Here is a 13,646-nt window from a genome sequence, read left to right as displayed (position 1 = left end):
GGGACTCTGGCAATGTGGTCCGCTCCGCGCTCGTCATCGACAAGCCCGCGGCCGGCGTGGGGAGCGCCGCGCCGGCAATGGCCGCGAGTGACGCGTCGGTCAGCGGACCGGGCTCAGCCAGTCCCCGTGCGCGTCGAGCCGCCCATGCGCGGCGTCGAAGAAGTGCGCCTGTAATCGCTCCGTGATCGGCCCGCGGGTGCCGCTGCCGATGCTGCGCCCGTCCACCTCGCGGATCGGTGTGACCTCGGCGGCGGTGCCGGTGAAGAAGGCCTCGTCGGCGATGTAGACCTCGTCGCGGGTGATGGGCTTCTCGATCACCTGCATGCCGTCCTCCCGCGCCAGCGTGATAATGGAGCGCCGGGTGATGCCGTCCAGCGCCGCGGTCAGCTCGGGCGTGTAGAGCACGCCGTCGCGCACCAGAAAGACATTCTCGCCGCTGCCCTCCATGACGAAGCCGGTGTGGTCCAGCATCAGCGCCTCGTCGTAGCCGTCGCGGGTGGCCTCCCGGTAGGCGAGCATGGAGTTGAGGTAATTGCCGGTGGCCTTGGCGCGGCAGAGCGTGCTGTTGACGTGGTGGCGGCTGTAGGAGGACACCCGCACGCGGATGCCTGCGTCCAGCGCCCGGGCGCCGAAGTAGGGTCCCATGTGCCAGACGGCGATGACGCAGTGGGCGCGCAGGCCGCCTGCGGCGTCCTGGGGCCAGTCATCCTTGTCATCGGCAGCCGCGGGATGCTGCGCATCGTCGGAATCCGGATGCCCGTCATCTGCATGGAGCCCGAGCGCGTCGACACCGCAATAGAGCGTCACCCGCACATAGGCCGCATCGAGCCCGCTTGCCGCCAAGGCATCGCGCTGCGCGGCCATCAGCTCATCGAAGCCATAGGGCACATCGATCCCGAGGATCTGGGCCGACTCGAACAGCCTGCGCGTGTGGTCCCGCAGCCGGAAGATGGCGCTGCCCCGGTCGCCGGGGTAAGCACGCAAGCCCTCGATGACCCCGATGCCGTAGTTCAGGGTGTGGTTCATGACATGGGTGCGGGCGGCATGCCAGTCCTGGAATCGCCCGTCGTGCCAGATGACGCCGCGTGTGCTGCGCATTGCTCAGTGCCTCCGGTTGCGTTGTGAGTCGATTTGTCTAGGGGCGCCCCTCTGCGCCCGACGCCGCACGGGAATCCGGCCGGCGGCGCCCGCGGGGAGCAGCGCGCTCGCGAATGCGCTGATGCAGCGCCTCGACGGCCGCCGCGAGCGCCTGAAGCCGCGCCAGGCAGCTGTCGTGCTCGGGGCCGAGCCGGCGCAGCGCCTGCTCCAGGTCGGACTTCTCCTGCTCGAGGGTCGCGATCAGTGCCTCGTGCTCCGCGTGGCGCCGTCTCCCGGCGCTGATCTCCGCGTCTTTGTGCTGCTGCTCAGTGTGACCGGCCGCCAGCTCGGTCCGGGCGCCGTCCAGCTCGCCGGTGAGCGCCCGGATCTGCTGCGCCTGGGTGTCGCAGGTGGCGCGCAGCTCCAGCACCAGGGCCTGCTGGTCGTCGAGCTCCGCCTCCAGGGCGTGGCGGCGGGCGTTGCAGACGTCGAGCGCCTCGATGCGGTCGAGCAGGTCCTTCGCCTCGGTTTCCACGGCCGTGAGCCGGCCCCGGAGCCTTGCTTGCTCCTGTTCCGCCCCGGCGGCGGCCCGGGTCTGCTCGCCGAGCTGCGTGCGCAGCCCGTCGGCGGTGTCCTGGAGCATCGCACGTGTCTTGTCGCGCTCGGCGAGTGTCGTCTCCAGCCGCCGCCGCGCCGCGCGCTCGTCGTATTCGCCGCTCTTGCACAGGACCCGCCCGATGAGCCAGCCGATGAGCGTGGCCGCGAGCAAGGCGAGCGCGAGCTCGATGATCAGGTCGCCCATCAGGGGTTCGCCTCCACGTCGAATTCGATACGCCGATTCTTGGCCCGACCCGCCGCGGTGGCGTTGTCGGCCACCGGTCGCTCGTCGCCGTAGCCCACCGCCGTGATGCGGGCGGGCTCGACGCCCGCCGCGATGAGCCGCGCCGCCACCGCCTGGGCACGCTCGCGGCTGAGCCGCAGATTGGCCTCGGGTCGGCCGCGGTCGTCGGTGTGGCCGGCAATGCGGATCCGGGCGTCGGGACAGGCCATGACGGCCTGCGCCAGCGCCTCCAGCAGGGCGTCGCTGTCCGCGCCGATGCGGGCCTGTCCGGGCGCGAACAGGATGGGCGTCAGCAGCAGCTCGTCGAGCCGCGCCTGGCAGCGCAGGGCCGCCGCATCCGCCGCCGAAAGGTCCAGGTCCAGCGCATAGCCCTGTGCTTCGAAGGTGCGCAGGGCCTCGACGAGCTGGTCCCGCTCGGCGGTGGTTGGCAGGCTGCCGGCCAGGCGCAGCCGGCGGTCAGACAGCTGAGCCTCGGCGTGGTCGAAGCGCGGCAGCGCGTCCACGAGCACCTGCACCAGCTTCAGCCAGCCGTCCGGGGCGCCGGTGGCCTCGCGCAGCGCGACCTCTGTGGTGCCGGCGGTGGTCGCCTCGGGTCCTGCCGGGCGCCGGGTCAGGTGCTGGGTCAGGCGCCGGCTGCTCGCCCCATCCGGCACGAAGCCCCGCACCGCCAGTGTCCCGTCCGCCTTGGTCAGGGTCATGGTGTAGGGAGAGACGGTTGCGGTGATCTCCGCGTCGACGGTGACGCCTTCTGCCTTCAGCTCCGACAGTGCCGCAAGGACCCGATCCCTGGTGTCCACGGAGGTCGTGACCCCGGCGATGGACAGCGCCCCATCCGCCAGCTCGGCGCTGGCCTGATCCAGCGCTGTAATCGGCTCGATCAGCGCGCTCACCAGCGCCGTCCAGCCGGGCGGATGACCGGCGGCGACTTCGAGATCCAACGCACCGGCGCCACCCCGCGCCTGGACCTGCCCGGCCAGCGCATCCAGGCTCGCCTGGTCGGGCATATAGCCGGAGACGGCGATTGCATCGTCCTGCCGGGTCATGGACAGCCGGTACGGTGACACTGCGCGCAGCTGGATCTCGTCCACCACCCGCCGCACGCCGGGCACGCCGGCGGCCAGCTCCACCGCGCGGCGCTGCTCGGCAGGGCTCGGCGCCGGGCCGTGCAGCAGCAGGTCGCGGCCATCGGCGCGCACCTGTATCCAGGTAAGCCCAGCCGTCTCCAGCCGGACCTCCGCCGTCTCGCGTAGGGTCTCGGGGATGCGCTCGGCCAGCCTGGGCAGGGCCAGCGCGTAGAGCACCGCCAGCAGCAGCAGTCCAGCGGACGACAACGCCAGGGCGCGCATCGGCATCGGCATCCCCCTCAGGCGCCCGGGTGGGCGGGACGCCCGGACAGCGGGGTCGGCGACTGGGCCGACACCGGGGCCGGCACCGGCAGCGTGAGCAGCGCCGGGGTCAGACCCGGACTGGGGTCGGGCTCAGTCCGCCGCATGGCGCTGCTCCGCGGGCGCAGCGCTGCGGCTGCCCGACACGGACCGCTTCGCGAGCCGCAGGCCATTACGCAGCTCGCGCCGGAAGCGCCCGCGCAGTCGGGCCGCATCCAAGCCGGGCAGGGTACCGCCCTGCGCGAAGTGATGGACCAGCACGCGGCCCACCGCATAGGTGATGGCGGCGCCGGCCACCCCGATGCTGCCGCTGCCGGCCAGGGTGCCGATGCCGGGTATCAGCTTCGCACCGGAGCTGAGCGCGAGCACCGACAGCGCCGGCGCGCTGCCCGTCAGCAGCGACAGCACCGCCGCCCGGGCGCGCACCGCGTCGAAGGGCACGCCGTAGCAGCGCGCCAGCGCCCGCGCCATGGCGATCTGGCTCGTCACCAGCCCCGCCACGTCCACCACCGCCACGGGCACCAGCGCCAGCGCCGCCGCGGCGAGCATGTGGCGCTTGATCAGGTTCTCCGCCTGCTCACGCTGCACCTCGGCGTCGATGTCGCGCGTCAGCCGCTCGGCCGCGGCGGCGGCGGCCACGGCACGCGCCACCGCCGGGTCCGAGGGCGCCGCGTCGGGCTCAGGCAGGTCGGGCTCAGACATGGGGTTCTCCGCAAGGCCGTACGCAGGGTGCGCCCGCGTTTGAACGGAATCGTGATCAAGGCCGATTGTTGAATCGCTGCGATGCTAATCGGGAAATGCCCATCAAGCGGTGCTGCCCTTGCGAGACGCAAGAGTCTGCATGGTTGTCACAACGCCTTGTCCCGTGGGTGGGCCGGGCTGTCCGTACGATGACGATCTCCGCAGCTCTCCGGGCGCCTGTGTGCGCCTGTGTGCGCCTGCGGCACGTCAGACAGCCACACGAGGCAGCTTGATGGCAGACGAGGCCGACCGGCCAAGCTTGACGGAACGCCTGGGCAGCGGCGCCTGTGCCGATGTCGTACAGGCGCACTTCCCGGCGCACCAGGGGCGGCTCACCAGCGTCGCCGGGCTCTGTGCCGAGCACCTGCCGCGGGACGTGCCCTATCTGCGCCGCAGCACGCTGCGCGACGCCGAGGACCGGCTGGCCGATCAGCTCGGCGTGCGCGCCAGCCTGCTGCTCACCAACGGTGCCTCCCAGGGTCTGCTGGCGGCCTGCCTGGCGCTCGGCCGGCGCACCCGGCGCGTCGCCGTCGCCGGCGACTGCCACGTGGCCGTGAGCCGCGGGCTGGTGTTGGCGGACCTGGCGCCGGAGCCCATCCCGTCGCGCCGGGCGAGCCCCAGCAGCGGCGAGGTGCTGAATTTCCTGGCCGGCGATCCGCCGCCGGCAATGATCCTGCCGGCACCCACCTACCGCGGCGAGCGGCTGGACCTGGCGGCCATTGCCGAGCGCTGCCTGGCGCTCGGCGTGGACCTGGTGGTGGACGAGGTCCACGGCTCCCAGCTGCGCGGCCTGCCGTCCGGCCCCGGCAGCACCGCGACATCCGCCCTGGACCTGCCCTGCACCCTGGTGGTGCACAGCGCCCACAAGTACGCCGGCGCGCTGGTGCAGGGGGCGGTACTGCACGTGCCCCAGGGGTCGCGGCTCGACCCGGACCACGTCCGCGACGCGCTGGACCTGATCGACACCACCAGCCGCAGCAACCTGATCCAGGCGAGCGTCGAGGCGGCGCTCCATGCCGGTCTGCCGGGCGGCGCGCTGCACGACGCGATGCTGGCGCTCACGGAGCGGGTGGCCAACCTCGCCGCCGAGCTGGACGCCGCCGCGGACCCGGCCCTGTGGCGCGACCCCGCCTGCGCGGACCCGCGCAAGCTGGTGCTGCGCAGCGACAACACCGACGGCTTCGACCTCGCCCGGCGCCTGCTCGCCGCCGGGCTCGACCACGAGTACGCCAATGTCGACGAGGTGCTGCTGGTGTTCTCGCCGGCGCATGAGGAGGCGGACTTCGCACGGGCGGCGGATGCGTTGCACAGCGTGCGGGCAGCGCTGAGCGACCTGCCCCAGTCGCGGGCGCCGGCGCTGCTGGCGATGCCGGAGCGGCGTTTCGCAACGCGCCCGCGGGCGGCCTGGCTCGCGGGCGGCGAGACCCTGCCGCTGGCCGCCGCGCTCGGGCGCACCGCCCGCGCCCCGGTCGCTTCGGAGACGCCGGATCTGGACGGGCTGAGCGCCCCCGATCCCGAGCGTCCGGACCCGCGCCTGCCGCCCGGTACCGCGACACTGCTGCCCGGCGAGGTCATCGGCGACTGGCATCTGCGCACCCTTGGGGCGCAGCGGCTCGTGTCAGTCGTGGACGACGCCGCAGAAGCGGGCGCGTGATGGCCGACACGCCGGCGCGCCAGACAAAAACCGAGCCCCGGGGCAGCAGCCCGGCGGCGGCACGGCGCCCGCAGCCGCCGCTCGTGGACTGGTTTGCCCATCCCGGCCCGTTGGATGGACAGGACGCGCCAGGCCCGCGCAAGCACGTCGCCATCATCGGCGGCGGCATCGCCGGGCTCACGGCGGCCTACGAGCTGGAACAGCTCGGGCATGCCGTCGTGGTCTTCGAGGCCTCCGGCCGGCTCGGCGGGCGCATCTGGACCCATCGCTTCGACGATGGCCGGCACGCCGAGCTAGGTGCCACCCGCATCGGCGCCCACCATGGCTGCGTGCGGCACTACATCGATGCCCTTGGGCTCGAGACGCGCCCGCACGTCAGCGACAACCCGGCGGGTCTGTATCACATCGGCGGCGTGCGCTGCCGCATGGACGAGCCATCGGCCCTGTGGGCGGATCAGCCGCCCGCCGCCGGCAGCGACCCCGGCGTGCTCTACGACGCGGTCATCGACGCGGTCCTGGCCCATCTGGACGCCGACGACCTGCATGCCATGTTCACGGCGGCGCGGCTGCCGGAGCGGCTTCAGGCACTGGACCGGCTGGCCTTCCCGGACCTCTTCGCCCGGCGGCTGGACCCGGTGAGCTGCCACCTTGTGGGCCATGCCACCGGCATGCGCCACTACCGGCGGGTGTCGGCCCTGGCCGGGCTCATCGACGATCTCAACTGGGGCACAGGGCCTTACGAGACCCTCGCGGGCGGCATGGACGCGCTGCCCCGGGCGCTGGCCGCAAGGCTCGCGGGGCCGGTGCTCACCGGCTGCCCGGTGGTGGCCATCGAGCGGCAGCCGCAGGGCCTGTTGCTGCGCATCGCCGGCGAGGCAGTGACGGCGCCGCCGGATCTGCACTTCGACTACGCCATCGTCGCCGCGCCGGCACCTGCTGTCACGGCGCTGCGCTTCTCGCCGGCGCTGCCGCGGGCGCAGGCGCAGGCCCTTGCACGGCTGCCCTACAGCCCGTCCGCACGCAGCGTGGCCCTGGCCCGGCGCCGGCGCTGGGAGGTGGACGACGGCATCGCCGGCGGCGTCAGCCGCACGGACCTGTCCATCCAGCAATGCTGGTACCCCGCCGACAACGCCCGCCCCGGTGGCCCCGGGGAGCCCGCCTGGTGTGTGCGCGATCCGGCCGCCGCCGAGGCCCCCGCCGCCTTCGTCGCCGGCTACCGTTGGGAGTCCGTCGCCGCGGCCTTTGCGGAGCTGGCCCCCGCCGAGCGCGATGCCGCCGTGCTGCGGGACCTGGAACTGCTGCATCCCGGCATCGCCGAGGAGATCGAGGCCCTGGCGCACCTGTGCTGGGACCATCGCGCGCCGTCCACGCCGGGCTTGGGCGCAGAGCGCAGCGGCACCGCCTTCGGCGCCTACGCCTTCTTCCCGCCCGGCGAGCGCGAGCACCTCCAGCCGCAGCTGGTCCGCCCCTGGCCCGAGGACGGTCCGCGGGTCTTCTTCGCCGGCGAGCATCTGGCCATTGCCCATGCGGCGCTGCAGGGCGCCGTGCAGAGCGCGCTCGCCGCCGTCGCCGGCATTGCAGCAGCGCCGCCGCCCGCTCATGCGCGCCCGGGCTGAGACCCGCCGCGCCGAAGGTCAGCCCAGCATCCGCCTCCAGCATTCGCCCCGAACAGCCACAGGCAAGCCACATAAAACCGCAGGACCCCGCCATGAGCCACGCAGCCACGAGCAGCCTCCCGGGCACGTCGATCGCACAACCGGCGGGCGCCCCCGTCGCCGTCGAGACCCGCATCGTTCAGATCCCATGCCCGCCCGCCGCGCGCACCTGGCAGGGCCTGGCGCCAAGGCTGCAGGACGCCCTGGGCAATGCCGAGCCGGTGCGGCTCATCTGCATCGATGCCGATGACGAGCGGCTGGTCTTCGACGCCGCGCTGGTGGAGACACGGCGTGAGCCTGCCTGGCCCGGGCTGCTCGCGGATACGCCGGCACCGGGTGCCCATGCACCCAGTGGTGCGCCGGACGTGGTGGTCAGCCTGCTGCCCACCGGCATCCGCGCCGAGGTGGGCGGCTTCGCCGGCGACGCGACCCCGGCGACGAACCTGCTCGCCGCCGCCTGCGACCATCTCATCACCAATCCCAACGCCGTCACGGCGTCGGACCTGTACTTCGCGGCGGACAACGTCGGCTACCTGGAGGGCAACCTGCTCTGCCGCTTCATGCTGGGCCAGCTGGACTTAGGCGTCGGTGCGCAGCGCCGGGTCGGGCTGGTGGTGGAGGAGCCGGTGCAGGACGACTTCGGACGCAACGTGCTGAACGCCGTCAACGCCATGCGCACCGTCGCCGGCGTCGAGGTGGACCCGGTGGTCTTCACCGGGCGTATCCGCACCGAGAGCCGCTATGCCGAGCACGGCCATGCCACCGGCGAATACGGCGATCTGGGCGCGCTGCTTGATGCGCTTGAGCACGCGCATGCGAGCGGCGCGCGTGCCGTCGGCGTCGTCTCCTCCATCGACGTGCCGCAGCCGGTGCGCGAGGCCTACTACCGCGGCGAGCCCATCCCCAACCCCTGGGGCTCCGCCGAGGCCATCCTCACCCACACCGCCACCAGCTATTTCGGCATGACCGCGGCCCACTCGCCGCTGCTGCTGGAGGCCGCGCACACCTGCTTCGGCACTCTGGGCGACCCGCGCGACGGCGCCGAGCTGATCTCCAGCGCCTTTCTCTGCTCCATGGTGCGCGGGCTGTCGCGCTCGCCGGCGCTGATCCCGGCGACGGCACCGCACCGGGTCGGCGAGCAGCGGCTCACCGCCGATCAGGTGCGCGCCGTGGTGATGCCCGAATCCGCCGTCGGCAACATCCCGTTCTTCGTCGCGCTGGACCGGCGCATTCCGGTGATCCTGGTACGCGGCAACCACACCACCGGCCGGGTGACGCCGCAATGCCTTGGCCTCGCGCCGGAGCAGCTGGGGCCCGGGCGGCCCGTCTACACCGTCGCCAGCTATGCCGAGGCGGCCGGGCTGCTGCTGGCCATGCGCGAGGGCATCGCTCCGGCGGCGCTGATGCGGCCGATCCAGGGTGTGGAGCCGATCATGCTGAATCCGGCCGAGCGGGCCTCGGCGGCGGCATGAGCGACGCTACCCCCGAGTCGGGCGCCGGCGGCGCGCCGGCCTGGCTCGACTGGATCTGTGCCGCGCCGGACCGCGTCGAGCTGACCCGGCGCTACGACCACTGGGCCGCGCGCTACGACGGCGATGTCGCCGCGGACTGGGACGGCATCCCGCAGTGGGCCGCGGGCCTGCTCGGGCGGCTCCTGGGCAGCCGCGACGCGCCGGTGCTGGACGCCGGCGCCGGCACCGGCCTGGCCGGCGTCGGTCTCGCCGCCGCCGGCTTCCGGAACTTGATCGCGCTGGACCTCTCTCCCGGCATGCTGGCGTTGGCCGCGGACCGCGGCGTCTACCGCGAGCTCCGCGTCGGCGCCATCGCCGAGCCCGGCGTGCTCGGCGCCGAGGAGCGCTTCGCCGGCATCATCGCCACCGGCGTCTTCGCGGCCGGCCACTGCGGGAGCGCCGAGCTGACCTGCCTCGCCGGCCATCTGGCCCCGGGCGGGGTGCTGGTGCTCACCGCCCGCGAAGCCGTGCTCGCGGCGCTTACGACCACCCTGGCGGGCCTGGACGGCGAGATCCTGGACCGGCTGGAATCCCGCGTCTACGGCGATCAGCCGATCCACGCCATCGCCTGGCAGGCCGCCGGCGGGCCGCCCCGCTGGGTGCCGATCACGGCCCGCGAGCAGCGCAGCGACATCCCCGCCGCCGCCGCCCGGCCCACCACCGAGCGCTGGGCCGATGTGCGCTGGCGCGGCGTGACCATGGACAAGGGACCGTTCGAGCTGGCCATGCTGCCGCAGCTGATGGCCGAGCAACAGATCCGTACCGTCATTGAGCTCGGTACCGCCCACGGCGGCGCCGCGCTCTGGTATGCGGACCTGTTGGCGCTGAACGGGGTGGTCGGCCAAGGCGACGGGGCGCCGGTGCTCACCATCGAGCGCGACCCGGGCAGCGTCGACCCCGCCGTGCGCAACCACCCCGGCGTGCGCTGCCTCACCGGCGACTGCAACCGCTTGGCCGACCTGTTGCCCGCGGCGCTGCTGGCCGAGCTGCCGCATCCCTGGCTGGTGCTCGAAGACGCCCACGACCTCGACCTGCCGGCAGCGCTCGACTGGCTGGACCAGCACGGCCTGCGCCGCGGCGACTACCTGATCGTCGAGGACACCAGCATCGACCACATCGACGCCTGGAGCGACTGGCCGGACCAGCAGGTGCTCGATCAGGTGCGCCGGAAGATCGCGGACCTGCGAACCTGGCTCATCGAGCACGAGGCCCGGTACCGCATCGACACCTGGTACCAGGACCTGTTCGGCTACAACGCGTCCAAGACCTGGAACGGGGTGCTGCGTGTCATGCGCTGACGCCGCGGCCACTGCGCCGAGCGACGCCGACGCCGATCTCCACGCCGATCCCGACCCCGACGCCGCATAGACCGCTGTCCGGTGACCACCATGCCCCATCGACGCAATCGCGGACCCGAAGCACCCACCCTGGCGCCGCTGGACGACGTGGGCCTGCGCCAGCTCATCCGCCAGGCGACGGATCCGGCGCTGCTGGAGAGCATGTGCTGGAGCCGCCCCTTCGATGCCGACGACCCCGCGCAGGTGGCGGCCTTCGTCGAGGCTATCTCGCTCCATGTGCTGCCGGAGTCCAAGCCGACCTCGCCCGTTCTGCTGGGCATCCACGTGCCGTCGCGGCCATGGCCCATCGGCTATGTGGCGTTCAAGGGCGGCAACCCGGCGCTCGGCTCCTACGAGATCGGTGTTGCGATGGTTGATCCGGTGCAGCGATCGCGCGGCTACGGCCGACCTGCGATCACAGCGGCGGTGGACTACGCCTTCGGGCGCCTGGCTGCGCAACGGCTCTGGGCGGCGGTCCTGACCACCAACCGACCATCGATCAACTTGGGCCGGCGGCTCGGTTTTCGCGTCCGGGAGCGCTTGCCTGCCTCCTGGCCGATGCCAAGCGGCAGCCTCGCGGACATGCTGTGGCTGGAGCAGACCCACACGGACTGGTCCGCTCGGCGCACGCCGTCGGGCACCTCCCGATGAACCGTCCCCAGCCGTGTGCGCCCGGCAGCGTCGTGGCGCAGATGCCGAGGTTGCCCGGGGCAGGCCCATCCGGGCGCTGACAGGCACCGTGCTTGGAGCCAACCCGAGGCGCCGGCGCGCACGCCAGCTTGTCATCGCTGCGCGCAGTGCTGGCGAGGATACGCTCGCGTCCCGACGCGGCCGCCGCAGCTTCGCGCCGCTGACCCTGGTGCGGGAGCTGGGCGCGGCGCTGCGGGGCGACGAGCGCGCGCGGCTCCAGCAGGGCCTGGACCCCGCCGGACCCGCTGAGCCGGGCGACCGTGCCAACACCGGGCCCACCAGCACCGGCCTCGCCGCTGGCGCCATCGGCCTGGGCTTGCTGGCGCCGGTCTCGCCGCTGTTCTACCTGGCCGGCAGCGCGGCCGTGCTGCTGATCGCCCGGGAGCTTTTCGGCGTGATTGGAGCGGACCTGCGCCGCGGCCGGGTGATCACGGCGCACACGGTGTCGCTGCTGGTGGTGGTGGGCATGCTGCTCACCGGCTACCTGGTGCCGGCGGCCATCGGCGCCCTGGGCGCCGGTCTGGTCTCCAAGCTGATCCTGCGCGCGGAGTCGGGCTCCCACCGGCGGCTGACGGACGCCTTCTCAGGCCATCCGGCGACGGTTTGGGTGGCGCACAACGGCGTGGAGACCCAAGTCGCCTTCGAGCGCCTCAAGCCCGGCGACCTCGTGGTGGTCCATGCCGGGGAGGTCATCCCGGTGGACGGCACCGTGGCCGAGGGCGCCGCCAGCGTCGATCAGCACCTGCTCACCGGTGAGAGCCAGCCGGTGGACCGCGGCCCTGGGGAGCCCGTGCTTGCGGCCACCCTGGTGCTGGCCGGGCGCCTGGCGGTGCGGGTGGAGACCGCCGGCGAGGCCACCGTCGCCGCCGGCATCGGCCGGCTGCTGGAGAATACGCAGGGCTACACCGATTTGCTGGTGCTGCGCGGGCGGCGCATCGCCGATCGGCTGGTGCCGCTGGAACTGGCGGCGGGCCTCGTGACCATGCCGATCCTGGGGCCGGTCGCCGGCCTTGGGGTGCTCTGGTCCGGGCTCGGCTACCGGATGATCGCGCTGGCGCCCATCAGCGTGCTGAACTATCTCCAGCTCTTCTCCCGCCGCGGCATCCTGATCAAGGACGGGCGCGTGCTGGACGCGCTGCGCGACGTGGACACCGTCGTCTTCGACAAGACCGGCACCCTCACCGCCGAGCAGCCGGAGGTCGTCCGCGTACATCTGCTCGGCGACCGCGACGAGGCCGAGCTGCTTCGGCTCGCCGCCAGCGCCGAGCACCGCCAGACGCATCCGGTGGCGCGGGCGATTCGGGACAAGGCTGCGGCGCTCGGCCTCACCCCCGAGGTGCCGGAGGACAGCCGCTATGCCGTCAGCTTCGGCATCCGCGTGCAGGTGACGGGCCGGACCGTGCGTGTCGGCAGCGTGCGGTTCATGCAGCGTGAAGGGCTGGGGCTGCCGGCGGGCGCCGCGGCCATCGCCGAGGCCATCGCCGAGCAGGCCCGCGACACCGGCCATGCGCTGGTCTACGTCGGCATCGACGACGCCGTCGCCGGCATCCTGGCGCTTGCGCCCAGCATCCGGCCGGAGGCCCGGGCGCTGGTGGCCTGGCTGCACGTCCGCGGCATCGAGACCTGCATCATCTCCGGCGACGGCGAGGCGCCGACCCGCCAGGTCGCCGCCCGGCTCGGCGTCGACCGCTATTTTGCCGGCACCCTGCCGCAGGACAAGGCCGAGCATGTGCGCCGGCTGCGCGAGGCGGGGCGCTGCGTCTGCTTCGTCGGCGACGGCATCAACGACGCGGTGGCGCTCAAGTCAGCGCAGGTGTCCATCTCGCTCAAGGGCGCCTCCACCGCAGCGACGGATACGGCGCAGGTCATCTTCATGGACGGCAGCCTCGCCTCCATGCGGCCACTGTTCGAGCTGGCGCACGACTTCGAGCGCACCATGCGCCGCAACCTGCTGGTCAGCATCGCGCCGGGTGTCGCCAACATTGCCGCCATCTATCTGCTGCACATCCCGCTCGGCGTCAGCATGGCAATGTTCTACGGCGGCACCGCCGCGGGACTGGTCAACAGCATCCTGCCGTTGGTGCGGCAGCCGCCGGCGGCGGCGCCGGCGGTGGGCGATGGCGGCGAGCGTGTCGGGGCCGGCAAGCGCGTCGGTCATGCGACTTCCGGCGCAGCGCCTTCCCCGACGAGGCGCGGGTGACCGCGCTGCTGCCCACGACGGGCCAGCGACCGATCATGAGTGGCGTTGGACGATCAGCCGTCCGTGGTGTCATCGGGATTGTCCCGCGCGAGCAGTTGCCTATGGCGGCACTGCCGCGGGACTGGCCAAGATCTCAACCGCGCCGGCCAGGGCTGCGCAGGCGCGCCACGGCTGCCCAGCCGAGCCCGGTGGCGATGCCGAGCGCACAGCCCAGCAGAATCCCCTTCGGTCCGAGGACCACGGCACGACCCGCAGCCCAGCGTCCGTGGGTGACGGCGGCAATGGCCAAATCGTCGCTCAACGACAACAGGGCCAGGGCGGCTGCCCGCCTGCCACGGGTCTTGGGTGCGAAGGTCTCGGGTCGGCGCATGGCAGATGTTCCGAAAGAGGAGGGGAGATCGTCAGCGCCGGTCGCCGGTGCGTCAAGCGGACTGACGGGTCGGCAGCCTATGCGGGTTTGTCCAGGGCAAGACTCGCTTTGTGAACGCCAATTGATCACGATTGGCTTCGCAGTGCTGCCGGCAGAGCATAAGCCGTGCTCGTGACCCTCCACCG

General features: G+C 72.9%; 11 protein-coding genes. 6 read left to right on the top strand and 5 right to left on the bottom strand.

All coding sequences use genetic code 11. The annotated features are described in order from the left end of the window. Window positions 1-99: 99 nt before the first annotated feature. From ilvE to CKO31_RS19125, 4 genes are all read right to left on the bottom strand, one after another. Window positions 100-1,098: a branched-chain-amino-acid transaminase gene (gene ilvE, locus CKO31_RS19140; RefSeq protein ID WP_200240561.1), complete on the bottom strand. Its 999-nt coding sequence runs from the start codon at window positions 1,096-1,098 to the stop codon at window positions 100-102. Between the two features lie 37 nt (window positions 1,099-1,135). Beyond that, complete coding sequence (locus tag CKO31_RS19135) at window positions 1,136-1,879, bottom strand: hypothetical protein (RefSeq protein WP_200240560.1); 744 nt, start codon at window positions 1,877-1,879, stop codon at window positions 1,136-1,138. Next, window positions 1,879-3,270, bottom strand: a complete 1,392-nt coding sequence (locus CKO31_RS19130) for an OmpA family protein (RefSeq protein WP_200240559.1) — start codon at window positions 3,268-3,270, stop codon at window positions 1,879-1,881. The genes CKO31_RS19135 and CKO31_RS19130 overlap by 1 nt, the downstream gene beginning before the upstream one ends. Window positions 3,271-3,396: 126 nt before the next feature. Continuing rightward, window positions 3,397-4,005 (bottom strand): DUF697 domain-containing protein, encoded by a 609-nt coding sequence (locus CKO31_RS19125; protein ID WP_200240558.1) that lies wholly within the window; start codon window positions 4,003-4,005, stop codon window positions 3,397-3,399. Window positions 4,006-4,276: 271 nt separating this feature from the next. Here CKO31_RS19125 and CKO31_RS19120 point away from each other — a divergent pair, with 271 nt between their 5' ends. From CKO31_RS19120 to CKO31_RS19095, 6 genes are all read left to right on the top strand, one after another. Continuing rightward, window positions 4,277-5,698 carry an aminotransferase class I/II-fold pyridoxal phosphate-dependent enzyme gene (locus CKO31_RS19120; RefSeq protein ID WP_200240557.1) on the top strand — a complete coding sequence of 474 codons (1,422 nt, stop codon included), beginning with the start codon at window positions 4,277-4,279 and terminating at the stop codon, window positions 5,696-5,698. Next, window positions 5,698-7,314 (top strand): flavin monoamine oxidase family protein, encoded by a 1,617-nt coding sequence (locus tag CKO31_RS19115; protein ID WP_200240555.1) that lies wholly within the window; start codon window positions 5,698-5,700, stop codon window positions 7,312-7,314. The genes CKO31_RS19120 and CKO31_RS19115 overlap by 1 nt, the downstream gene beginning before the upstream one ends. Before the next feature lie 92 nt (window positions 7,315-7,406). Then, entirely contained in the window at window positions 7,407-8,825 is a 1,419-nt protein-coding gene (locus CKO31_RS19110) for a DUF3326 domain-containing protein (RefSeq protein WP_200240554.1), read from the top strand. Further along, window positions 8,822-10,162 carry a CmcI family methyltransferase gene (locus CKO31_RS19105; protein WP_200240553.1) on the top strand — a complete coding sequence of 447 codons (1,341 nt, stop codon included), beginning with the start codon at window positions 8,822-8,824 and terminating at the stop codon, window positions 10,160-10,162. The genes CKO31_RS19110 and CKO31_RS19105 overlap by 4 nt, the downstream gene beginning before the upstream one ends. A 90-nt stretch (window positions 10,163-10,252) precedes the next feature. After that, window positions 10,253-10,852, top strand: coding sequence for a GNAT family N-acetyltransferase (locus tag CKO31_RS19100; protein WP_200240552.1), 600 nt, complete (start codon window positions 10,253-10,255; stop codon window positions 10,850-10,852). A gap of 88 nt (window positions 10,853-10,940) precedes the next feature. Beyond that, window positions 10,941-13,091, top strand: a complete 2,151-nt coding sequence (locus tag CKO31_RS19095; protein WP_200240551.1) for a heavy metal translocating P-type ATPase — start codon at window positions 10,941-10,943, stop codon at window positions 13,089-13,091. Window positions 13,092-13,224: 133 nt separating this feature from the next. On the opposite strand, the gene CKO31_RS19090 is transcribed toward CKO31_RS19095, so the two are convergent. Next, window positions 13,225-13,461, bottom strand: coding sequence for a hypothetical protein (locus CKO31_RS19090; protein ID WP_200240550.1), 237 nt, complete (start codon window positions 13,459-13,461; stop codon window positions 13,225-13,227). Window positions 13,462-13,646: the final 185 nt, after the last annotated feature.

Origin of the sequence: Thiohalocapsa halophila (genome assembly GCF_016583825.1) — a bacterium.
GTDB classification, from domain to species: Bacteria; Pseudomonadota; Gammaproteobacteria; order Chromatiales; family Chromatiaceae; genus Thiohalocapsa; species Thiohalocapsa halophila.
This window is presented reverse-complemented; position numbering and strand designations above follow the sequence as displayed.

Coding starts and splice junctions, on each gene's coding strand:
- ilvE (WP_200240561.1), bottom strand. CDS start 1,098: ATGCGCAGCACACGCGGCGTCATCTGGCACGACGGGCGATTCCAGGAC.
- CKO31_RS19135 (WP_200240560.1), bottom strand. CDS start 1,879: ATGGGCGACCTGATCATCGAGCTCGCGCTCGCCTTGCTCGCGGCCACG.
- CKO31_RS19130 (WP_200240559.1), bottom strand. CDS start 3,270: ATGCCGATGCGCGCCCTGGCGTTGTCGTCCGCTGGACTGCTGCTGCTG.
- CKO31_RS19125 (WP_200240558.1), bottom strand. CDS start 4,005: ATGTCTGAGCCCGACCTGCCTGAGCCCGACGCGGCGCCCTCGGACCCG.
- CKO31_RS19120 (WP_200240557.1), top strand. CDS start 4,277: ATGGCAGACGAGGCCGACCGGCCAAGCTTGACGGAACGCCTGGGCAGC.
- CKO31_RS19115 (WP_200240555.1), top strand. CDS start 5,698: ATGGCCGACACGCCGGCGCGCCAGACAAAAACCGAGCCCCGGGGCAGC.
- CKO31_RS19110 (WP_200240554.1), top strand. CDS start 7,407: ATGAGCCACGCAGCCACGAGCAGCCTCCCGGGCACGTCGATCGCACAA.
- CKO31_RS19105 (WP_200240553.1), top strand. CDS start 8,822: ATGAGCGACGCTACCCCCGAGTCGGGCGCCGGCGGCGCGCCGGCCTGG.
- CKO31_RS19100 (WP_200240552.1), top strand. CDS start 10,253: ATGCCCCATCGACGCAATCGCGGACCCGAAGCACCCACCCTGGCGCCG.
- CKO31_RS19090 (WP_200240550.1), bottom strand. CDS start 13,461: ATGCGCCGACCCGAGACCTTCGCACCCAAGACCCGTGGCAGGCGGGCA.